We start from the raw sequence: 22,918 nt of genomic DNA on the forward strand, positions 1-22,918 counted from the left end.
CTGTCTGTGTCGTATGGAATACGCCGGATCCTGACCGGTTTATTTAAGTTCATTCACTGTGGCACGTATGATACTGCCTACGCCGAAGATCATTAAAATTACTGCCAAAAACAGCGAGAGATTGTATATGATCCCCGGATATTTTGCTTCTTCTGGTAGTGTTGGTGACTCTATAACTACCAGATACTTAAGCTGGCGATAGGCTTCTATACGAGATTTTTCCAATGAAACCTGCGAACTGGCCAGTGCCTCAATAGCAAATTCCAGATCCATTTTCAGATTGCCGAAATTTGCCAGAATTTCATTGACCCCAAGTTCACCTGATGAATCGCCCCGCTCTATATCCTGTGTCAGCCTTTGTCGTTCCTCCACAAGCTGTTGTCTGAGGCTGGACAACTGGTCTTTCAAGCGCATCACCATTGGCGCACTCTCGCTCATACTTGAACGTAATGCTCTTAACTCTGCCTGCTTATTGGCTATTTCTCCTTCGAGGCCATAGGCAATTTGCTGTAACGCCATGCCCTCAGCTTCAGGATCAAGCAGATTGTATTTGCGTTGAAATGCAAGAATTTCAGATTTTGCTTTTTGTAGCCGTTCCTCAACCATTGCATGTTCATTCTGAACAAAAGCTAACTGCGCTTTAGCAAGGTCATGACCGACTTTATTGATGTACCACTCAGCCCTGTCCACTATGGTTTCGGTCAGTGCTTTAGAAAATTCAGGCGTATACCCCTGCACCTTTATCGTGATGATCTGTGAGGTTTGATCTATCTCGGCAACCACCCGCTTTTTGTAGTAATCCAGTTTGTCTTCCCGACTCGCCGAAGCCGACAACCTGCTGAACATATCGTATTCATTACTGCTGTAATGCGCAAAAATATCCAGTTCCTGCTGCAGGTATTCAAGTAAATCTGTTGAGTAGATAAATGCCTCAACGAGGGATGTATCAGAGCCGCCGCCTCCCCCTGTAAAACCGGATAGCATTGCCATGGCAGGTTCTAATGTGGCCATGCCGCTGGGCTTCTGAACAATCAATTGTGCCTGGCTTTCAAACCGGTCGCTGGCCCAAACCAGCTGATAGAAAGCAAATGCGAAAAAAGGCAATAGCACAAAAATACTAACCGGCTTTTTCAGCCAGATTAGAAGTTTCTGGGTGAAGGTTTGTGCCTGTGGCTGTTCATGAACCACATCGGCTGCCTCCGCAGCCTCACCGACAGACTCTTGAGCATCTGTTTCCTTTGATGAGCTGCGCATGACCTCAGGATTGGATTTTTTTAAATCTCGGTTAAGGCTGGCAATTTTTTGCTTAACCTCTTTAGAATCCGGATTAAGAACTCTGGCTCGCTGAAAGACTCTTAACGCCAGGGCGGGATCGGTGTATTCCAGTTTTTCCGCCTTGGCCATCAGGACATCATGATTGAGCCAATCTCCGGATACTAACTTTTCCTTCTTAAACGCTTCTAATCTGGCTTCCAATTCATGCTGGGCTTGCTGCGTCATATCTATAATGCCTGATAATGCTTAATGCCTTCTTCAAGGTCATTGTAAAAAGTTAAATTGCCTTTGCTCAGCACAATAGCACTGTCACAAAACTGCCTGAGTTCCTTCATATCATGGCTGACCATAATGACATTGGCCTGTTCACTGCGCTCAAACAAGGCCTTTTTAGCCTTACGACGAAAAGATGCATCGCCTACCGATGTTACTTCGTCAATCAGATAAACATCAAAGTCTATCGCGATGGAACATGCAAATGCTAATCTCGGACGCATACCACTGGAATACGTCTTAACAGGTAGATCATAATGTTGTCCAAGCTCTGCAAAGCCTTTAACCCGCTTCTCGTATGCATCCAGGTCTGCCACTCCATTTATCCTGCCAATAAAACGGGTGTTCTCTCTGCCGGTCATCTGCTGATGAATCCCTGTGGCCAATGCCACCGGCCAGGAAATACTCAGATCGCTGATGATAGTGCCCTTGTTGGGATATTCGCTGCCGGCAATTAGACGAAATAAGGTCGATTTACCGGCACCATTGGCCCCGAGTATGGCGATATTATGGCCACCGGGGATCTCGAAATTCAGATTCTGAAAGATATACTGATGGCCCAATACCGAATGGTAGTATTTTGTAATATTTTCCAGCAGAATCATCTACTTATCGCCTGCTTCCAGAACCCTTGATAACAAACCAGGGCGAGAAACAACGCTACAAGAGTTGAGATCAACAGATAGCTGACGCTGACTCCGTCCAGACCATATGAGGGATAAGCGGAAAAACGCGCTAACTCGATGGCATGCAGAATCGGGTTCCAGTTCAGCAAGTACCAGTATTCCTCTGGAAAGTCTTTAAGTGAGAAAAACACTCCGGAAATAAAAAACATGGGCCGGGTCATTAAAGTCTGTACCTTCTCTACTTCAGGAATATACAAAGCAGCAAGACCAAACAATAGACCTACGGACAACGCAAAAAGCCAGAGCGATACGAAATACAGAATGATACTCAGAGGGTCGGCAAGCTTCATTTCCATACCAATAAAATACAGAATCAACGCAATGCCCATCACCACAAACAGCTTAACGATAAACTCAAACATGCCTGCAGCGATCACTGCACTGAGAGGTTGAACCTGGCGGAAAGCAAACAGGGCCCTATTTTTTTTTATCGCAGAAGCACCTGCGGACAAGGTCTGCAGAAAACTCTGGATCAAAATCATGCCGAAGGCGATAAAGATAAAGGTGGGGATGGTATGAGTTTCACCACTGTCAAGCCGGCCTCTTATGAAGGCCAGTACAAAGATAAACACCACGGGCTGCACAACGGCCCAACTTATACCAAACTTGTCATTGAAACCCACACGTATTTCCCGGGCGAACAAGGCAAAAATGACATCCCGCCAGATTTCCCATTTATTACGCTTTAATACTGTGGTCATCTCAGTAAGTCCGCTCCGGATTAATTTGAATCCAAAGCGACATTCGCCGCCAGGGCTACCTGATAAATAATCTGGGTAATATCTTTGATGCTCTGGATCAGCTTGGTATCAACTCTGGGCAGAACCATAATCTGATCTCCCGGCTGGATCTTTACCTGGGTTGTGCTGGAGAACCAATGACTGCTCTCATCAGTTTCAAAGAATGTGGTCAGGCCGTTAGCATGGATAACAGCAATCCGTTCATCATCTGCCCGTTCACTGTAACCACCCGCCCAGGCAACATAATCCGTAAGTCTTGCTTTCGGGTTGTACACTACGGCCTGGGGCATTAACACTTCGCCAGAAACCTGAACCAGATCGGTCTTCAGCGGAATGACAATTTCATCCCCCTGCTCCAGACGTATATTTGCGATTTTTCCCTGCTCTGACAACACGACTTTGCCCAATGGCTCTACTTGCCGGGCTCGCTCTACAAAGCGCATCACTAATTCAGCTTCCTGAGCACGAATACGCGCTTCGCCATCAGAAGATGCCGGAGCTGTGAAAACACTTCTTTCCAGCCTTCTCAGCGACTCATCGAGCAACTCCCGCTGCCGTTCCTTTACGCTCTCTCGTTTAATATATATCGAGTCGATATCTGCATGTTCTGCATCTACCTCAATATATGGCAGCAGATCTAAAAGCCGGGCGTCCTTTTTAACCGTATAAAAAGAAGGACCAATGTAGCTTCCTGATATCTTAACGCTGATAACCTGAGGTTGCAGATCATCATTGAAAAGCACCACATCACCGTCATAGATGTCGAAATTTTCGAATTCAGCAATTGGAACATAAACAGAAACCGGGCCATCCGGACGATTTCCTGTAATTGCGACATGACTGGTTTTAGCCAGTGGTCTTGAGAAATAGGTGAGATCTGAACCTTTAGAACGTTGCTCAGTTAGCTCAAATCGAAACGGGTACCGGGCTGCGCCTTCTACTGTCACCATTGGCCCTTGCTCGCCCACTAAGATCACATCACCATCTTTAAACGAAAATGATGGTAAGCGCCCTTCGCGCATGAATTTATACAGGTCATACTCCTGTACTGCATTATTGTTCCGCAACACAGTGATACGGCGATAACTACCACGAATGGGGTCTACACCACCGGCACGTTTAAGAAAATAAAGAATCGAATCTGTGGGTAAACCCGCATACTGCCCAGGCCTTATCACCGGTCCCGCCACAAATACACTGACAGGCGTAGCGGTAAGGAGATTTACATAAGCATTTACATTATTGGTATATACCGAACGGATCTTTGCTTTAACTACCCGGTTAACTTCTGTCGCAGGCACATCGATAACCGGAACCGGACCGATTTGAGGAATAAAGATATTTCCCTGATTATCAACAGTAAGCACCTCTGCTAATTCAACAGTGCCCCAAAGCTGAACAGATATCTTATCACCAGGTGCTACCCTGTAAGTCGGATTCAGCCCATCACTGCGTTCAGCTTCAAAGCTGCCATCAAAAAGATTGGCACCAAAAGGACGTAACCCGCCAGCTCCGGTTGAGGAACCTGAACGGATAGATTCCGTGCCTCCTGAACTCGATCTTTTGAACCGACTTTCACTTTGAATATAACGCGATACATCAACTTTTTGCTCTGCTGCAGCTTGCTGAGCCTGTTGGATCTGCTGCATTTCCTCTGGGCTTTGTGCGCCCGCACTATAAACACTGAGAACACTGACTAATAACAGAACAAGGACAACAAACCTGGCCATGGTATTCAGAAAAACATTACCCATTATCAGCGCCTCCCCCATCATATGTAGCTATAACGGGCTGGGTAAAGTGCCAACGCTCACTGCGCTTATCCTTGCAGATCGCGTTACCTTTGGTCAGAATTTCACCATTGCTTTTCCAGTCCAATCGGCGACAAGGTATGCCCGCCGCTGAAAAGTACTTTTTCCCTACCGATACAACCTGCTGACCAACACTCACATCAGTTCCGTCGGGCACATTTAGAATATTGGAGGCGACTGCCTGAGGAACCGACTCAAAGGCCGAGTCAGCATCACCTGTGACCAACCGGATGCTGGCCACGGGTTGCGTAATTTTGTTGGCGCAGCCCACTACCAGCAATGTAACAAGGGCAACACATAATTTCTTATCAATATGCATCTGAATTAAGCTTATTGTTATTGTTCGGGAATGCCGGGGTTCCAAGCGCTACTGCAGGGCAGTATACATCACAGAGACACAGATCAAAATGTGTCAAATACAGCCAGATAAGACTGACTATCAATCAGGATATCGGAAAAGCGGATTTTCTTAAACGCCGTAATCTGCGAAGTATGATCCAGATATTCTGAATAACATAACTGTATACAACCAACAGAATCAGAAAGGCAAAGAACATAATGTATTCAGGAACCTTAAGCATTTCACTGGCAATACCGACGAACGCGTAGAGACTCCCCAGCAACAGAATGGCAACCAGTGATTTCTTAGACGACAAGCCTGCACGAATAAATATGTTATGCAGGTGTTGGCGATCTGGCTTGAGAACAGACTGCCCTTTGCGTGCCCTGCGATACATGATAGCCGCCATGTCCATCAAAGGAAGACCGATCAACCACACAGCTGTAATAGGTCGCATCGCCGGCTGAGAGCCCTGTGTGTACTCTACGAGCAACCAGACAATAGTCAGACCAATGAACATACTACCGGAGTCGCCCATAAAAATCTTATTGCCCTTAAACCCCTTAATGCTCAGGTTGAATGCAAGAAACGGCACCAGCGCTGAAATCACCAGCACAGGCCCCATTATGGCAGCGCCATTTTTTGATACTAACAACAGAAAAACGACACTCAGCAGTACCACCAGACTCATGCCACCAGCCAGGCCATCAATACCATCTATCATATTAAAGGCATTGATCACTCCCACAACACAAACCAGAGTAAGGAAGTATCCGGCCAGGCCCAGATGAATTTCACCAAAACCGATTAAGTCACCCAAAGAAGTCAGATAATTCTGGGCACTCCAGGCCATTATTGCCGCCACGCCAAACTGAAACGCCAGCCGACCTTTCGCGCTGAGATCGAACCGATCATCAAGCATCCCCAACGTCACAACAACTGCTGCAGCAGTGAAGTACTGGGGATCATTCTTGAGCCAGAAATCAGTCACGAAGCTGGCCACCAGGATCGCAACGAACATGGCCAAACCGCCAGTCAAAGGAACAATACCCTTATGGTTCTTGCGATAGTCAGGTTGGTCAACCAGGCCCCATTGATGGGCTACAGGCGTCATAACGACCAGAAGTAGCAAGGCCACAAAAAATGCAGTAAAAATAGGCATGAATTGGAGATGATTAAGCACGAACTATAAAATCCTTTTTTTTGTACGTATTAACAACTCATAGACAATGGACAAGCCCGGCATCCCTGAGCTCGGCGAAATAAATAGAGCTACAGATATCGACTGCATTCTATTTCGACAAACCATAGTTTGCGGTGTGATCCACTCTGCAATGTTTCGCATATTTAGTTTGTGTAGCAATCCTTCATTGAAAAGTCGGCATGGCTTTGCCCGACGGGGCTGAATAGTACCAAAATAACGGCCAATCCCGCCAGCGTTAATCATTTATTTAATTGATTCAAATTGTTGTTATTAGTAATCTCAAATAACCTACAAGTGTTACAGAATACCCGCCAAAAGCGAATTTAATCCCGTTATCGCTATATACGGCAGTATATTTGCGTATATACAAGCGCGGAAGTAACACGACTCATAACACAGTTTTTGGGCCGTTTTTCGCAATCTGATCAATTTTGCCAAAAGAATCACGCACCCTTTTTTTATGCTCTGCAATGATCTCTTCGTAACTCTGATGAGCAGCCAGCCGTTCTGATGCCGCAGCAGCGATTTTCACAAAGCCTACCGAACCTTGCAGATATTCAGGTGCCCAGGTTCTGGTGTATGCATCAACCTTGCGGACGAGCTTATTCACACCCACGAAAGGGTTACCATAGGACATTGATACAATCACACCATGTAAACTGGTGCCGATAAACAAACTTGTATGAGCCAGAGCCGCCGTTATTTGGTCAATCGTATCGCAAGGTAATATATGTACAGGGAAGTCAGCATTATCCTTCAGCCACTTGACGGCTTCCTGATCATCGTGGCCCGGGCAGTTTCCAATCGACAATAGCCCCACCTGCAGTCCATGCTGATTATGGATCTTCTTCAACTGAGCCAGAATGACAGGCAATTTCCCCTTACTTTTCTGGTATCCAAACTGAACACAGACATAATCCTTCTTAAGCGGCCGCTGCAAACTGGATTTAGGGTAGATATCACTGATAACAGCAACAGAGTCAGGCACCAACGTCGCGTTTACTGCAAAGTTGTTTTTAAGTACCCGACGGGTTTCAGTCTCTCTTACGCTGATATATTTTGCATTAGTCAGGCCAGGACCTACCTCTTTACGTTGCCCAGGCAGTTTTGGGACTCCACCTCCTACGGCGTGATAGACTACTTTCATGCGCTCAAAAATAGCTGGAGAAGAGGGCATAAAGGGATAAGAAACCGAATTTTTGCCAAACAACCACTTTGTAAGCTTTTCCAGCCGTTCTCCGTGATATTTTTCATATATCCAGTGATAAACAGGATGCAAAAAACTGATTAGCCTCGACCAGTTTGCATTAAGAACCTGACCTCCTGCGACCAATAATAAGGAGCCCGACGGAATATCATTAAATCTAAGCAGCGTTTTGTAGCTTTCTGTCGCCATTGCACCGCAAGACGCCAAATTCGATTTAACTGTAGCAATATTATGAAACTCATAATCCCCAAGCTTGCCAAGTTCATGTTTGGCAACAATAGGAAATAACAAGTCCCCATAATTGAATCTGTCAGATGCGCTGAGGATATAGATATGCTTTTTTTCTGTCGTCGGCTTCATAAGAGTTTCAGTTCACTTCATTGATCACGCCACATTCCATATGGTGGGCTCGCTAAATAGTTCGACGCTCCCGCGTCTTAGGCAGCGCGAGAAAATAACATGACATTGAGTAAAACGGTAGTAAAAGCGTTTCAACACAGGCGTTCGCGCAATCGCCTCTCTTGTCGGACTGAAGTCCGATCTACTACACACCATGTAGAGCGATGAGATGGTCTCCTCCCCTTTTGCAAGGTGTTTGGCGCTGATAGCATGGACAGGTTTGCTCCCGTATATCCGGCCTCTGACTGAAGGCATTTGTTCCTTCGGCCCTTAATGAGCTTTCGCGTGTACTGTTCTTATCGACCTAACGGCATCGTGGTGCCATGGACTTCATCAGGTGTCCAGATATAAAGCCCAGACTTACACTAAAAAGGCCACCGGACTGCAGGATTAGCGCGTCATACCGGGCATTGCTCCCGGATTCCAGCAGCCTTTGAAGCTCTAACAGAATCACCTCTTTACTAAGACTAATCAAAGGTGCTGGACAAGTCCGCTTCGCTGCATTCAGGCTACCTACCTGACTGGACACATGAATGTTGCTCTTTCTGATAAGGGAAGGTTTAAGGGCGCTGGGTTCCCGCCAACTTCCGCGGGGACCACCGTTCGTCATACCCGAATGCCGTTATCGGGTATCCAGCGATCTTTATTTATCCGTCAAGCTTTAAGACGCTGGCTTTGGTGAAAAACAGCCCTGATTATGCTAGTTTGTCGAACAAGCTATTTCCCTTTCAGAGCGTACCCATGAAAACCCAATCGCTGATTCCCAGGCTTGTTGAACTTGCTGAAACCACAGCAGAGGTAAAAGTCCTGTGGCTGTATGGTTCAAGAGCAAAGAATACCGAACGCCCTGACAGTGATATTGATTTAGCCATAAGGTTGCCTGCCGGGTGTGAAGATAAACAATTGGTTGCTGAAGAACTGGCCATCGAATGGGCAAGTGAATTAAACCTGCCTGACAATACCTTGTCAGTGGTTGAAATCAGCCAGGCACCCATCTTCCTGGCATACAATATTGTCGAGTACGGCAAGGTAGTGCACTGTAAAGACGGCGCAGAGCTATACCGGCAAACCCAGCGGGTCTACAGTATGTACGAGTTTGCCGAATATGAGGCTGAGCATGGTTGATAAGGGCTTAAAACTCTATCTGAAAGAAGTATCGGTACACATTGATGAATGTATCCGAGAGCTGGACATGTTGTCCGCTGATTCAGATCTTAACCGGCGCGATTGTTTAGTTGCAGAAAGAGTACTGCAAATGTTGACGGAGACAAACATTGGGCTGGCTAAACACTGGTTAAAAGGGCTGGGAAAACAAACCGGCACCAATGCCTATCAGACTTTCCAGGCTTTAGCTGAATGTGGAAAAATAACACCGGACGAATTACTCAGGTGGAAAAAAATCATCGGCCTGAGGAATGCTCTGGTACATGACTATCTGAATCTGGACCGTGATATCGTCAAAAAAGTCGTCAAAAGCCTCGACTATCGCTACCTTAAGGACTTCGGTCATCGCGCGGTCGAAGCTATCAACCTTTTGTAGCTGGTACCCCAATACAAAGATAAACATCAGAGCCATGCATAGATTAAAAGAACGCACCGAAGAATTCTTAAAGGCCACTTCCCAATTGGAAAGGGCTGTACAACAACCCAAGGATGAGTTTATTCGTGATTCTGTTATTCAGCGTTTCGAATTCAGTTACGAACTTTCCTGGAAAATGCTCAAGCTTAAACTTGAAGAAGAAGGACTGGAAGCCAGAACACCCAGACAGGTTTTTCAGGAATCGCTTGTTGCCGGATTTATACAGGATGGCAATCTCTGGAGCGAATTGCAGAAGCAAAGAAATCTGACCACACACACCTATGACGAATCCCTGGCCGAGTCAGTCTATCAGTTTATTGCCGAACAGGGGCTGGCGCTTTTTCAACAACTGGCCTGCGTCGCAAAACAATGGTGATTCAGCAAAGCGGTCTGTCTGACACTGTTGAGTTTCAGCTCAAAGAAGTGTTCAGTCGTTTTCCGGCAGTGAATAAAGTGCTGCTTTTTGGCTCCAGAGCAAGCAATAACTTCAAACCCTATTCGGATATTGATTTGGCTGTATGTGGTTCCCGGCTTTCAGAAGAGGACTTTACCCACTTGTGGAATGAGCTGGATGCCTTGCCTCTGGCATTTAAATTGGATGTTCTGCACCTTGATACGCTGACGAATACCAGCCTCAAGCAAAAAATCCTCGCAGAGGGCACACTGTTTTATCAACATTCATCACAAACAACCAGCGCAGACACTGTCATACCCAAGTGTTTTCAGAGGTAAAGATAAAGGCGCCGGGTTTCCGCCAACTGCTGCAGGAACGCCCCTCTGTCATGCCCGAATGTTGTTATCGGGCTTGTCCAGCACCTTTGATAACAGAGTGTTATTGATTAGCAGATCGCTAATTCAATGGTTGCTGGGCATCCAGTGCCCTTTGGTGATGGTAAATTTACCGCGGAGGACGCGGAGACTAAAGCCTGATAGCTNGGTAAATTTACCGCGGAGGACGCGGAGACTAAAGCCTGATAGCTGAACGCTGATAACCGGGTACTATCCCCTACCATGAATACTGAACAGCAGCTCGGCTTCGGCTCTGGGCAGCTCGCATTCCTGCATCACGTCTTCAACGCTGGCGCCGCGCTTCAGCAGTTTTACTGCGCCGGTGTACAGTTTACTGTCTGGCTCCATTTCCTCCAGTTCCTGCTGCTTTTCCCGCAACTGCTGCAGTTGTGCTTCCAGGGCCTTAACTTTTTTTCCCACACCAATATTGCCGGTGCGCAATTCGTGGAGCCCTTCGTTTAAAAGCGTCAGTTGCCGTTGTTGTTCCTGCAACTGCTCAGTCAGGGCAGTAACATTGGCGCTCTGGGATTGCTGTCGCCACAACAACAGCGCAGCGCCAATGCCGAACAACACCAGTAAAATAATCAGGGAGATTTCAATAATGGTCATAGAAGGTCCGGCAACATCCTTGCTGGCTGGGAAAAGAAGTGGGCATTATTGCCCGCAATACGAAGTGTAAAAGCCAAAAGATGTTGTGATACGGTGAGCTGAAGTCCCGGCGAACCGGGACAGATCAATCCATCACCATTACAGGCTGGTGATCTCATCCCATTCTTCGTCTGTCAGCAATTTATTCAGGTCAACCAGAATCAGCAGCTGCCCCTCGCGGTTACACACTCCCTGAATAAACTTGGCGCTTTCTTCTGTGCCCACATTAGGTGCGCTATCGATTTCAGAAGACTTGAGGTAAACCACTTCGGCCACACTGTCCACCAGAATACCCACCACCTGCTGTTCAGATTCAATAATCACAATTCGTGAATTATCGGTTACATCACTGGTTTCCAGGCCAAAACGGGAGCGGGTGTCAATCACTGTCACCACATTTCCGCGCAGGTTAATAATACCCAGCACGTAATCAGGGGCTCCCGGTACCGGGGCGATCTCGGAATAGCGCAGTACTTCCTGTACCTGCATGACATTAATGCCATAGGTTTCCTCACCGAGTTTGAAGGTTACCCACTGCAGGACTTCATCTGCGTCTGTTGCAGCATTGCTGCTGGTTCTGTCGTCACTCATAAGACTGGCTCCCGGGCATCGTCTTCGTCATTACTGTTCAGCCCCTGCTCCAGCATATAAACCAGTTGGGAAGCATCAATAAGGGCACACATTTTTTCTTTCACCAGGCCAGCTAACCAGGGACGTTTGCCGTGATGTTCACGCCATTTCACATCATCCTGTTCCAGCTTGACCGTATTCACCAGTGATTCACAGGATAAACCCCAACCACTGTCACCTAACATAATAAGATATTGATAATTTAAGGATTCTGCCAGTGTTTCATCGTATTTTTCTGGCATTACCCATTGTGCAGTATCCACCACATTGAGTTTTTCCTCTCTGTGCAACATCACACCGGTAAACCAATCCGGTTTGCCGATCAGCGCAGAAGTCTTGTCCTGCTTATGAATACCGCCCAGTTCAGTCAGTGGAACCGCCAGGGTTAAACCAGCCACCTTAAAAAATAATGCCTGGAAACTGCCCTGTCGATATTCTGCCTGTTCTTGTTGTGTCGGCAGCGCTGGCGGATTCTGTTGGATTTTCTCCGCCAATGCGTCCTGTTCTTCCAGGTCTGACTCTGGTGGCGCCGGTTTAGGCTCTGCCAGAGATACAGGTTTCTCGGCTACTCTTGTGACTTCTTCAAGCTTAGCCTGCTCCAGCAACCTTGCAACGGACTGCTTCTGCACGTTTTCAATAACAGGATCATCAGTGAGCAAGGCATCAAGATAATCCTCCATCACCCCTTCATTGGCAAACTGGCCTTTAGTCATGCCTGCCCCCGCAGCGATTGCAGATGTTTAAGCAAACTGGCATAGGCATACACACCACGGCTTTTTGGACAAAACACCGGTGGTGGGCTCTGTGCCTGACTGGCATCGCGAAAACGGGTATCCACCGGAATCACACCACTCCAGACACTATCACCATAGGTCTTGCGTAGCGCCTGATACGACTCCATGGCAGCATTAGTACGTTTATCAAACATAGTAGGCACTATAGTATACTGATAATCTTCAGTTTTGGATTTACGCATAATCTCCAGCGTATGCATCATTCTGTCTAAGCCCTTAAGGGCCAGAAATTCAGTCTGTACCGGCACCAGAATGCGCTCACACGCCGCCAGAGCATTAACCATCAGCACGCCCAGCACCGGCGGGCAATCGATCAGGGCATAGTCAAACTCGCCCTCAATCGCCTGTAAGGCTCTTTTCAGGATTAATCCCATACCGCCCTGGTTCCCCATGCTCCTGTCCAGAGTAGCCAGCGCCATGGCTGCAGGTAATAAAAATAATGAGTCCAGCTTAGTCGGGCACAAACAATCCAGCACCGTATCGGCCGTTAACGACCTGCCCGCCATAAATATGTCATACACACTGCTGGAAAGCTCTTCTGAATCAACACCAAAATAATAACTCAGGGATGCATGAGGATCGGTATCCACCAGCACCACCCGTTTTCCCTGCAGAGCAAGCAAGGCCCCCAGGGTCACAGTGGTGGTGGTCTTACCTACCCCACCTTTTTGATTGGCAACGGTCCAGACGATCACTGACTACACCACATTTACTCTGCCTTGTCTAAATGCGCTACAAACTGCTGCAAGAATATACACAAAAGGTCAACACGCCCTACATCAATACGGGTCAGCCGCGCACTGACATTTCCGTTTTGATATTTGCGGCAATATCACCCAGAGGCATAGATTCTGATGAGATACCTGCTGCAGCCACCGCCTGCGGCATGCCATACACCACACAGGTTTTTTCGTCCTGAGCCCAGATACTTGCACCACGGGATTTCAGTGAACGGGCTCCCTCTCTGCCATCGGCCCCCATTCCGGTGAGGATCACCGCCAGTACATCACCACCATAGATCCGTGCCAGGGAAGCAAAACTCAAATCGACACTGGGTTTATAGGTGATATTGCTTTGATCTTTATCTTCCACGATACGAATCCGCGGTGCCCTGCTCGTTCCCTCGAACAACATCTGCTTGCCGCCGGGCGCCAGATAAGCCCATCCGGGCTTCGCAATCTCGCCATTCTCCGCCTCCTTGACATTAATCTTACACAGATTATTCATTCTGGCGGCAAAGGCACTGGTAAACGTACCTGGCATGTGCTGAATCAGAAAAATAGGATAGGAAAAACTGGCCGGCAATTCAGTCAACACCGTCTGCAAAGCCACCGGGCCGCCGGTGGATGCTCCGATCGCCAGCGCAGCATAGCGTTTGCCAGAACCGCTTTTAAGTGGCGCTTTTGCAGGCGTCGACCTGGGGGTTTGGGTCTCTGTCGCGGGGGTCCTGAATACGGGTCTCGATGTGGCCGGCCGGGCAAATATACGGCGCCGTGCCAATGCCTTAACCCGCTGCTGTAACAGCGATATCGCTTCGGTTCGCTCGCGCGCAATATCTTCAAATTTTTTGGGTAAAAAATCCAGCGCCCCGGCATCGAGCGCATTCAGGGTGGCTTCGGCACCATCGTGGGTAAGAGAAGAAAACATCAGAATGGGCACCGGTTTTTGTGCCATAATTTTTTTTACTGCCGTAATCCCATCCATCACCGGCATTTCCACGTCCATGGTAATCACATCGGGGCTGAGGCTGGCAGCCATGTCGATGGCTTCCTGGCCATTTCTGGCCTGCCCCACCACCGTCAGGCCCGGATCCTGCTCCAGAAAATCAGCGACCCTTTTGCGAAAAAAAGTCGAATCATCAACCACCAGCACTTTATACTGCATTAGTTCACTGCTTTTCTTAAGTCTTTCATACCTTTACGGGCGTAGCGTTTGAGCAGGCTGGGAATATCCAGAATCAGAGCAATACCACCGTCACTGGTAATAGTGGCACCGGCCATACCAGGAGTCCCCTGCAACAAAGCATCCAGAGGTTTAATCACCACTTCTTCCTGACCGATCAGCGAATCCACTACAAAACCAAATTGCTGCGTACCAATCTGAACAACAACCACATGCCCCTTACCACGATCCACCTGAGGCTTGCCAGGTCCACGGTGCAACCATTCCTTGAGATAAAACAATGGAATGGCCTTATTACGCACAATCATGGTCAGATGACCGTCCACGGTATTAGTGCGCTCAAGGTCAACGTTAATAATTTCACTTACCGCCGCCAGTGGCAACGCAAAGGTCTGCTCACCCACAACCACCATCAGGGTTGGCAAAATGGCCAGCGTCAGTGGCACCTTGATTTCCAGTTTAGTGCCCACGCCCAGCTGAGAGTCAATATGCACGGTACCGTTTAGCTGGTTTATCTTGGTTTTAACCACGTCCATACCAACGCCACGGCCGGAAATATCAGAAATCTCTGTTTTGGTGGAAAAACCAGGGGCAAATATCAGATTAAAGGCTTCCACGTCCGACATCCGCGCTGCCGCATCCGCATCCAGTACACCGCGACTAATGGCGATTTCTTTAAGCTTGTCAGGATCCATGCCCTTACCATCATCTTCGATGGTAAGCAGAATATGATCCCCTTCCTGAGAAGCCGATAAGGTAACTGAACCGGTACGGGTTTTTCCTTCGGCTTCCCGCTCGTCGGGCATCTCAATGCCATGGTCCACTGAATTACGCACCAGATGCACCAGCGGATCGGCAAGGGCTTCAACCAGATTTTTATCCAGGTCTGTATCTTCCCCCACCAGTTTCAGGTTAATTTCTTTTTTCAGGCTGCGGGCAAGGTCACGTACCACACGCGGGAAACGACCAAATACTTTTTTGATCGGTTGCATCCGGGTTTTCATTACCGCACCCTGCAAATCACCGGTAACCACATCCAGGTTGGCAATGGCCTTGGACATGCTCTCATCGGCAATATTGATACCCAGGCTGAGTAACCGGTTTCTGACCAGTACCAGTTCACCCACCATATTCATAATCTCATCCAGGCGTTTGGTATCCACCCTGACGGTGGTTTCAGCCGGAGGTGGGGCAGGCTTTTTATCTTCTTTTTTCGCCGCAGCCGCTACCGGAGCAGCCTTGGGAGCTGGAGCCGGTGACGGAGCCTTAGAGGGTGCCGGTGAAGGTTTGGGAGCCGCAGAAGCTGGCGCAGCGGCCTTTTCTTCGGCGGCTTTAGCGGCGGCCTTTTCTGCCGCATTTGGGCCTTTACCGGAGCCATGCAACTGATCCAGTAATGCTTCAAACTCGTCATCACTTATTTCGTCATCACCCTGCCCACTGCTGGCTTCAGGCTGACTGGCTTCATCTTGTTCCGGGGCCTTAAAATTCCCTTCACCATGTAACTGATCGAGCAAGGCCTCAAATTCATCATCAGTAATATCGTCATCATCGCCCGAGGCGGTCTGAGGTGAGGCTGGTGCTTCATCTTTGCTCTTTTCCGGAACTGACGCGTCGCTATCCGGTTTCGATGGCCCGGCGCCGGGACCATGCAATTCATCCAGCAACTTATCGAATTCATCTTCGGTAATCTCATCGATATCGCCACTTTGAGACGTATCGGTACCGTCATTACCCGCTGCGCTCTCGTCTGCTGCAGTGGCTGGTGTGGGTGCGGGCGATGGTACTTCTACCGGAACTTCATCTTCCGTTTGCGGCTTGCTCAGCCGGTGTAGTGCTTCGAGTAATTCCGGTTCAGCAGGGGTGAGCTCTTCACGGGCTTTAACGTTGGCGAACATCTCGTTAATGCAATCCAGCGCCTGCAGGATCACATCCATCAGCTCGGAAGTGACTTCCCGCTGACCATTGCGCAATGTATCAAACACATTCTCTGCACCATGGCAGGCATCAACCAGCGCGGTTAACGACAGAAATCCGGCACCACCTTTCACCGTGTGGAAACCGCGAAAAATTGCATTCAGCAAGTCGGCGTCTTCGGGATTATTCTCCAGATCGACAAGCTGTTCCTGAAGTTGTTCCAGTATCTCTCCGGCTTCTACCAGAAAGTCTTGCAGGATATCCTCGTCAACGTCAAACGACATGCGTCAGCTCCTTAAAACCCTAAGCTTGAGAGTAGATCATCTACGTCATCCTGACCCGATACCACATCATCCCGACTGTCAGCATCAATTATCGGTCCTTCAGCCAGTTCTTTATCGGACTTTTTGTCAGAATTATTAGAATTTTCATCAACTTCCGGCTCACCAAACATGGTCAGCATATGCACCAGGTTATCTTCAACCTCTTTGACCAGCTCAATAACCCGGCGAATTACCTGCCCGGTCAGATCCTGATAACCCTGCGCCATAAGGACTTCTGTGAGCAATTCATTGAGTTTAGCCGATTCACTGCTGGCGTCTTCAAGAATCCGGTCAAGATCATGACAGAGGGTCTTAAACTCACCCAGCTCTATCTGCCGGGTCATCAGCTTTTTCCACTCCGGCAGTATCCCGCTTATCTTGGCATTCAGTTGCTCAGCGATAGGCATGCTGGTTTCCACCGCGTCCATGGTGCGGTTAGCAGCATTTTCTGTAGTTTCAATGACGTAATTGAGCCGCGTCTGGGCGTCAGGAATATCTTCATTAGCCAGATTGGCAATACGCGCATCGAGCTGAAAATTATTTAGTGAATCATGCAGTTGCCGGGTCAGTTTACCCACTTCGGCAAACAACTCCACGGAATCATGCTCAGTGACTTGTTCCAGTAATTCACCTGCGGCCTGGTTATCTCCTGCTTCAAGCAGCTCAACCAGACGGCGGGCATCTTCTAGTGAAATAGGTGCTTCATCTGTCATGCAGGTGTCCCTCTTTGTTCAGGATCCACCCCGATTACCCAAGACGCTCAAATATCTTGTCCAGCTTCTCTTTCAGAGTCGCAGCAGTAAAGGGCTTCACGACATAGCCGTTAACACCGGCCTGAGCGGCAGCGACGATTTGCTCTTTCTTGGCTTCAGCCGTCACCATTAACACCGGCAGATGCTTAAGACTGTCATCGGAGCGAATGGCTCTGAGCAAATCAATCCCCTGCATCCCCGGCATGTTCCAGTCGGTAATGACAAAGTCGAAATCCCCTTGCTGCAACATGGGCAGGGCGGTATTGCCGTCGTCGGCTTCCTGCACATTGGTGAAGCCCAGATCTTTAAGTAAGTTCTTGATTATACGTCTCATTGTTGAAAAGTCGTCAACAACGAGAATTTTCATATTTTTATCCAAAACTGCCTCCAGTGAGGATTCAACTAGCTGTTATTCTTATTGAAAATCATTCAACTCGCCAGGATTGCATCCTGGCTTTCAATCTGAGCATCGCCTGAGAGTGAATCTGGCTGATCCTCGATTCGCTTACTTCCAGTACTTCACCTATCTCCCTCAGGTTCAATTCCTCATCGTAATAAAGTGATAATACGATGGCCTCGCGTTCCGGCAAGGTAGTAATAGCATGGGCCAGTGCTTTTTGAAACGATCCCTGTAACAAATCGTCAAAAGGCGCATCTGAACCACGGCTTTGTTCGGTGGTGATCACATCTTCTGTGATACCTAAATCTTCTATACCCACCATACGGCCGGCATTCACTTCATTAAGCATCTGATGGTAATCAGCCATCCCCACCTGTAACTGTTCCGCGACTTCATGATCTCTGGCATCGCGCCCGGTTTCCTTTTCTACCTGCGAGATAGCTTCGGCAATGGCACGACCATTTTTGTGCACTGATCTTGGCGTCCAGTCACCTTTGCGAATCTCATCGAGCATGGCACCACGAATTCGGATACCGGCAAAGGTTTCAAAACTGGCTCCCTTTGAACCGTCAAAGTTTTTTGACGCCTCAAGTAAGCCAATCATGCCAGCCTGAATTAAATCGTCAACTAAAACACTTGCAGGGAGTCTCGCCATCAGATGATGAGCAATGCGCTTTACCAGCGAAGCATGTTGCTCAACAAGCTTACGTTTATCATCCAGTTGCTGATAGGCAGCGGCTTTATTATTCACACTTTATCTCTCTGCACCTCAGTCCCTCGATCAACTAATTGCTCCAGGAAAAACTCCAGATGTCCGCCTGGTTGCGCCGGAACAGGCCACTTAAGCGCCTGTTTGGCTAAATTGTTTATGGCAATTGCGGCAGGAGAGCCCGGAAACACCTCAACAATCGCTTTTTGCTTGCGCACGGCCTTACGGATATTCTCATCAAAAGGCACCGTTGCCACCAACTCCAGCGCCACATCTAAAAATCGGTTTGTTACTTTGGATAGCTTAGCAAAGAGTTCCTGACCTTCACGCAGATTGCGCACCATGTTTGCCACAACTTTAAAACGAAACACGCCATGGTCACGGTTGAGTATTTTAATCAGTGCATAGGCATCAGTCAGCGAGGTGGGCTCATCACATACCACCACCATAATATCCTGTGCGGCGCGGGAAAAGCTCAGCACCATATCGGAGATACCGGCAGCAGTATCTACAATCAGTACATCAATTTTGCTCTGAAGCTCACTAAAGGCCCGGATTAAACCGGCGTGCTCTGTTGGGGTAAGTTCCGTCATCGACTGCGTGCCGGAGGTGGCCGGGGCAATTTTAATCCCCGCAGGCCCTTCCACCAATACATCTTCGAGCAGACATTCACCGGATAATACATGAGAAAGGTTTTTTTCCACCCTCAGGCCCAACATCACATCGATATTGGCCAACCCGAGGTCGGCATCAAGAACCATCACCCGTTTGCCTTGCCTCGCCATGGCGATAGCGGTATTCAGGGTAATATTGGTCTTGCCTACTCCACCTTTGCCGCCTGTCACAGCGATAACTTTAATTAAATTGGGTTGATTCATTCGTCTTAAGCTACTCGCTTGATCCTCAATCATAATGATACTGCTGAGTTTGCAACCTGCTGAGTTCTCGTGGGTACTGAAGCATACTGCTTATAAAGCCTGGCTGCACATGAAATAAGATATTTTCCGTCCGCAACCTTGATATCTTCAGGCACTTTCTGCCCATCGGTCAGATAACCCACAGGAAGCCTGTGCTCTACCGCCAGGCTGATAGCCTCGCCAAGACTGTAACACTCATCCAGTTTAGTGAAAATACAGCCCTGTAAAGAAATCTGCCTGTAGGTATTTAACGTATGCTCCATCACCTGATGCTGCGCATTAGCTGCCAAAACCAGATAATGTTTGATATTAGCACAAGATGACTGGCGCAAGGTATCTAACTGTTTGATTAGTCTGGCGTCTCTTTGTCCGAAACCTGCAGTGTCTATGAGTACAAGGCCCTTGTTGCGGAACTGGTAGAGCAAATCTGACAACTCTTCTGCAGTGCTGGCTTTTTTCACATTGCAGCCGATTATTTTGCCGTAAGTGGCCAGTTGTTCATAAGCGGCAATCCGGTAACTGTCAGTGGTGATCAGTGCCACTTGCTGATGACCATGCTGGCGGGCATACTGTGCAGCCAGCTTGGCTATGGTGGTGGTTTTGCCGGTTCCCGTTGGCCCTACCAGCGCGACCACCCCGCCCTGTGTCAAAATCTCGTTGTTGCTGGTATGCACCCGGTTCATCAGCAATTTAAGCAAAAACTTCCAGGCATCACGCTGTTCACAGTTAGGCGGGGCATAAGAAACCACCTGTTCTGCCAGCGACGAAGTAATACCAAGACGCTGGAGCTGATTAATCAAATAGCTATGTAAGGGGCGCGATTGCTGACGTTCTTGTTTGAGCAGACCGGATACCTGAAATTCAAGCACGTTTCTCAGAGATTGTAATTCCTGGCGAATGTCATCCATGGCCTTATCATCATGCTGTGCGGGGGCGGCAGTGGGTGTTGCAGATGACAGAGACGCAGGTCTGGGTTGTGCATTTCCTGGCGGGTTTACCGGTGCTGAATTGCTCTCTGCCTGTTTGTTCTGCTTCTCGAGCAAGGCACGCAAACTGTCAGGGCCAGAATCACCAATGATTTCGCTGAGGCTGGGGGTGCCCCGGGGTTTCGCCGCTCTGCCGGGAGCACCCTGCTGCCGACTTTTCAGTGGCTCGGCATTGGCGCCTGACGCCGGCTGGCTCTGACGTTCTCCGGCTTTTTTTACCGGCTCTTTATCATACGCAGCCACTATTTCGATGCCTTCGGCAACCTTCTTATTCGACATAATTACTGCATCGCCGCCCAGTTCTTCTTTGACCTGGTTTAAGGCATCACGCATGTCTTTTCCGTAGAAACGTCTGATTTTCACTTTTTACCCCCTTGTCAGTCGCAATAACAACTGAATTTATTGACCTACGGCACTGACAATCTTGATTTGTTTATCATCAGGAATTTCCTGATACGACAACACATGTAAACCGGCTATAGCGTGTTTGAGGAAGCGTGACAGTACCGGTCTGAGCATGCCCGAAGTCAACAGTACAGAAGGCTCCCCAGCCAGCTCCTGTTGCTGCGACGCCTCACTTAAAGATTGCTGTAATTTCTCAGCCAGGCCTGGCTCAATACCAGCCCCTTCACCGCCGCCTGCCTGCAGAGACTGATGCAACATCTGTTCCAGCTCAGGAGCGAGGGTAATAACCGGAATTTCATGACCGCCGCCATTGACCTCCTGCACGATCAGACGCTTCAGAGCAATGCGTACGGCCGACACCAGTACGTCGGGATCTTGACTCTTAGGTCCGTATTCACACAGGGTCTGAATAATCGTGCGCAGATCGCGGATAGGTACACCTTCGTAAAGTAGCGTCTGGAGAACTTTCACGACTGTGCTCATAGGCAGAATATCGGGAATCAGACCCTCTACCAGTTTAGGATTGCTCTTACCGAGCATATCCAGCAACTGCTGCACCTCTTCATAGCCGAGCAACTGATAGGCGTTATTTGTTAGCAACTGGCTTAAGTGAGTGGCCACTACGGTGGCAGCATCCACCACGGTGTAGCCAAGAGTCTGAGCATGTTCGCGCTGTTCGGGTTTGATCCATACCGCATCCAGGCCAAAGGCAGGATCTTTGGTGGCTTTACCCTCGAGCTTGCCAAACACCTGACCGGGATTGATGGCCAGTTCACTGTCATGATTAATGTCGGCCTCACCAATTGTCACGCCCAGCATGGCGATGGTGTAGGTATTCGGGTTGAGATCCAGATTGTCGCGAATATGCACCGGCGGCACCAGAAAACCCAGCTCCTGAGATAACTTTTTGCGCACCCCTTTAATGCGCGCCAGCAATTCGCCCCCCTGGCTCTTATCCACCAGCGGGATCAGTCTGTAACCCACTTCCAGTCCGATGGTGTCTACGTGCTGTACATCATCCCAGCCCAGCTCCTTAATTTCAGTCGTCTGCGAGGTTTGTTCTTTCTGCACGTCCGATAACTGGCTCTGAGATTGCTCACGGCTTTCTTTCCACATACCGTAATAGGCATAGCCCCCCACCACAGCAGCCAGGCCCAGAAACGCGATATGCGGCATACCCGGCACGATCCCCATTACAAACAGCACACCGGTGGCAATAAACAACGCTCTTCTGTTGCCCAGCTGAGTGGTCAGTTCGGCGCCGATTTCCTGATCTTCATTCTCACGCGTAACAATAATGGCGGTAGCGACCGACAATAGTAATGAAGGAATTTGCGCCACCAAACCGTCACCAATCGTCAGCAGCGTATAAATCTGTACCGCTTCACCGAAGCTCAGATCGTATTGGATAATGCCGATAAAAAGACCGCCAACAATATTGATGATCATGATGATCAAACCGGCAACGGCATCACCTTTAACAAATTTTGACGCACCGTCCATAGAGCCGTAAAAATCCGCTTCAGAGGTGATTTCCTGACGTCTGGCTCGCGCCTGATCCTGATCGATATACCCGGCGTTAAGATCGGCATCAATCGCCATTTGCTTACCTGGCATGGCGTCAAGGGTAAAGCGAGCACTCACTTCAGATATTCTGCCGGCACCAGCAGTGACCACCTTAAAGTTAATGATCACCAGGATCGCGAACACCACGATACCCACAGCATAGTTTCCACCGATCACGACTTCACCAAACGCTTCAATTACCTTACCTGCGGCATCTCCTCCTTCATGACCGTGCAGCAGCACTACCCGGGTACTGGCCACATTAAGTGCCAGCCGGAGTACCGTCGCAATCAGCAATATCAGCGGAAACGCGCCGAATTCCACCGGTTTCTGGGTAAAGACTGCAACCAGAATAACCACCAGTGACAAGGCAATATTGAAACTGAACAGCATATCCAGCAGAAATGCCGGCAGCGGCAATACCACCATAGCCATAATGGCGAGCAGCAACGTCGGTGCGCCGAGGCCCGTCGTTAACTGCTTTACGCGGTTTTTATCGAAACGATTAAGGTAAGTGCTCAGTTCCATCTTCAGACAACGAAAATTTGACAACTGCATGGGTAAAGCAACATTCAGGCCAGAGGGGAGATGAGTTATGAATGCTGAATGATAAGTGATGAATTAAAAGCCAATCCCTCAAAGCGTTAAGGTGCTGGGTTCCCGCCAACA

23 protein-coding genes are annotated in these 22,918 nt (G+C 48.6%); 4 read left to right on the plus strand and 19 right to left on the minus strand.

The features are described 5' to 3' along the window. Positions 1-39: 39 nt before the first annotated feature. The 7 genes from CDA54_RS05845 to CDA54_RS05875 form a co-directional block, all read right to left on the minus strand. Positions 40-1,500, minus strand: a complete 1,461-nt coding sequence (locus CDA54_RS05845; protein WP_099034061.1) for a KpsE/RkpR family capsule polysaccharide export protein — start codon at positions 1,498-1,500, stop codon at positions 40-42. Between the two features lie 2 nt (positions 1,501-1,502). Then, positions 1,503-2,153, minus strand: a complete 651-nt coding sequence (locus tag CDA54_RS05850; protein ID WP_099034062.1) for an ABC transporter ATP-binding protein — start codon at positions 2,151-2,153, stop codon at positions 1,503-1,505. Continuing rightward, positions 2,150-2,935 (minus strand): ABC transporter permease, encoded by a 786-nt coding sequence (locus tag CDA54_RS05855; RefSeq protein ID WP_099034063.1) that lies wholly within the window; start codon positions 2,933-2,935, stop codon positions 2,150-2,152. The genes CDA54_RS05850 and CDA54_RS05855 overlap by 4 nt, the downstream gene beginning before the upstream one ends. A 20-nt stretch (positions 2,936-2,955) precedes the next feature. Then, positions 2,956-4,728: a polysaccharide biosynthesis/export family protein gene (locus CDA54_RS05860; RefSeq protein ID WP_229748073.1), complete on the minus strand. Its 1,773-nt coding sequence runs from the start codon at positions 4,726-4,728 to the stop codon at positions 2,956-2,958. Further along, positions 4,721-5,104 carry a hypothetical protein gene (locus CDA54_RS05865; protein ID WP_099034064.1) on the minus strand — a complete coding sequence of 128 codons (384 nt, stop codon included), beginning with the start codon at positions 5,102-5,104 and terminating at the stop codon, positions 4,721-4,723. Before CDA54_RS05865 ends, CDA54_RS05860 begins: the two co-directional genes overlap by 8 nt. Positions 5,105-5,228: 124 nt before the next feature. Then, positions 5,229-6,308: a UDP-N-acetylglucosamine--undecaprenyl-phosphate N-acetylglucosaminephosphotransferase gene (wecA, locus tag CDA54_RS05870; RefSeq protein WP_099034065.1), complete on the minus strand. Its 1,080-nt coding sequence runs from the start codon at positions 6,306-6,308 to the stop codon at positions 5,229-5,231. 409 nt (positions 6,309-6,717) lie between these two features. Then, a complete protein-coding gene (locus CDA54_RS05875; protein WP_099034066.1) occupies positions 6,718-7,896 on the minus strand; it encodes a polysaccharide pyruvyl transferase family protein in 1,179 nt (392 codons plus the stop codon). 780 nt (positions 7,897-8,676) lie between these two features. Here CDA54_RS05875 and mntA point away from each other — a divergent pair. Genes mntA through CDA54_RS05895 form a run of 4 tightly spaced genes read left to right on the plus strand, consistent with a single transcriptional unit; the run spans position 8,677 to position 10,246 of the window. Continuing rightward, a complete protein-coding gene (gene mntA, locus CDA54_RS05880) occupies positions 8,677-9,060 on the plus strand; it encodes a type VII toxin-antitoxin system MntA family adenylyltransferase antitoxin (RefSeq protein WP_099034067.1) in 384 nt (127 codons plus the stop codon). After that, positions 9,053-9,475 (plus strand): type VII toxin-antitoxin system HepT family RNase toxin, encoded by a 423-nt coding sequence (hepT, locus tag CDA54_RS05885; protein WP_180237122.1) that lies wholly within the window; start codon positions 9,053-9,055, stop codon positions 9,473-9,475. The genes mntA and hepT overlap by 8 nt, the downstream gene beginning before the upstream one ends. Before the next feature lie 34 nt (positions 9,476-9,509). Then, complete coding sequence (locus CDA54_RS05890) at positions 9,510-9,890, plus strand: HI0074 family nucleotidyltransferase substrate-binding subunit (protein WP_099034069.1); 381 nt, start codon at positions 9,510-9,512, stop codon at positions 9,888-9,890. After that, positions 9,884-10,246 carry a nucleotidyltransferase domain-containing protein gene (locus tag CDA54_RS05895; RefSeq protein ID WP_099034070.1) on the plus strand — a complete coding sequence of 121 codons (363 nt, stop codon included), beginning with the start codon at positions 9,884-9,886 and terminating at the stop codon, positions 10,244-10,246. Before CDA54_RS05890 ends, CDA54_RS05895 begins: the two co-directional genes overlap by 7 nt. Positions 10,247-10,513: 267 nt before the next feature. Here CDA54_RS05895 and CDA54_RS05900 read toward each other — a convergent pair whose 3' ends face one another. From CDA54_RS05900 to flhA, 12 genes are all read right to left on the minus strand, one after another. Next, positions 10,514-10,912 carry a DUF2802 domain-containing protein gene (locus tag CDA54_RS05900; protein ID WP_099034071.1) on the minus strand — a complete coding sequence of 133 codons (399 nt, stop codon included), beginning with the start codon at positions 10,910-10,912 and terminating at the stop codon, positions 10,514-10,516. 138 nt (positions 10,913-11,050) lie between these two features. Continuing rightward, the gene (locus tag CDA54_RS05905) at positions 11,051-11,542 is read right to left on the minus strand and encodes a chemotaxis protein CheW (protein WP_099034072.1); all 492 of its coding nucleotides are present in this window, start codon (positions 11,540-11,542) and stop codon (positions 11,051-11,053) included. After that, on the minus strand, positions 11,539-12,294 hold the full coding sequence (locus tag CDA54_RS05910; RefSeq protein WP_099034073.1) for a chemotaxis protein CheW: 756 nt from the start codon (positions 12,292-12,294) through the stop codon (positions 11,539-11,541). The genes CDA54_RS05905 and CDA54_RS05910 overlap by 4 nt, the downstream gene beginning before the upstream one ends. After that, entirely contained in the window at positions 12,291-13,070 is a 780-nt protein-coding gene (locus CDA54_RS05915; RefSeq protein WP_099034074.1) for a ParA family protein, read from the minus strand. The genes CDA54_RS05910 and CDA54_RS05915 overlap by 4 nt, the downstream gene beginning before the upstream one ends. Before the next feature lie 94 nt (positions 13,071-13,164). Beyond that, complete coding sequence (locus CDA54_RS05920) at positions 13,165-14,259, minus strand: protein-glutamate methylesterase/protein-glutamine glutaminase (protein WP_099034075.1); 1,095 nt, start codon at positions 14,257-14,259, stop codon at positions 13,165-13,167. Next, the gene (locus CDA54_RS05925) at positions 14,259-16,475 is read right to left on the minus strand and encodes a chemotaxis protein CheA (RefSeq protein ID WP_099034076.1); all 2,217 of its coding nucleotides are present in this window, start codon (positions 16,473-16,475) and stop codon (positions 14,259-14,261) included. The genes CDA54_RS05920 and CDA54_RS05925 overlap by 1 nt, the downstream gene beginning before the upstream one ends. A gap of 11 nt (positions 16,476-16,486) precedes the next feature. Continuing rightward, positions 16,487-17,227, minus strand: a complete 741-nt coding sequence (locus CDA54_RS05930; RefSeq protein WP_099034077.1) for a protein phosphatase CheZ — start codon at positions 17,225-17,227, stop codon at positions 16,487-16,489. Between the two features lie 34 nt (positions 17,228-17,261). After that, a complete protein-coding gene (gene cheY / locus CDA54_RS05935; RefSeq protein WP_062481364.1) occupies positions 17,262-17,645 on the minus strand; it encodes a chemotaxis response regulator CheY in 384 nt (127 codons plus the stop codon). A gap of 46 nt (positions 17,646-17,691) precedes the next feature. Next, entirely contained in the window at positions 17,692-18,417 is a 726-nt protein-coding gene (locus CDA54_RS05940) for an RNA polymerase sigma factor FliA (protein ID WP_099034078.1), read from the minus strand. Continuing rightward, positions 18,414-19,286, minus strand: a complete 873-nt coding sequence (locus tag CDA54_RS05945) for a MinD/ParA family protein (RefSeq protein ID WP_099034079.1) — start codon at positions 19,284-19,286, stop codon at positions 18,414-18,416. Before CDA54_RS05945 ends, CDA54_RS05940 begins: the two co-directional genes overlap by 4 nt. Continuing rightward, a complete protein-coding gene (gene flhF, locus CDA54_RS05950; protein ID WP_099034080.1) occupies positions 19,283-20,641 on the minus strand; it encodes a flagellar biosynthesis GTPase FlhF in 1,359 nt (452 codons plus the stop codon). The genes CDA54_RS05945 and flhF overlap by 4 nt, the downstream gene beginning before the upstream one ends. A 36-nt stretch (positions 20,642-20,677) precedes the next feature. Continuing rightward, positions 20,678-22,777 carry a flagellar biosynthesis protein FlhA gene (gene flhA, locus CDA54_RS05955; RefSeq protein ID WP_099034102.1) on the minus strand — a complete coding sequence of 700 codons (2,100 nt, stop codon included), beginning with the start codon at positions 22,775-22,777 and terminating at the stop codon, positions 20,678-20,680. Between the last annotated feature and the right edge of the window lie 141 nt (positions 22,778-22,918).

Origin of the sequence: Lacimicrobium alkaliphilum (genome assembly GCF_002591895.1) — a bacterium.
GTDB classification, from domain to species: Bacteria; Pseudomonadota; Gammaproteobacteria; order Enterobacterales; family Alteromonadaceae; genus Lacimicrobium; species Lacimicrobium alkaliphilum.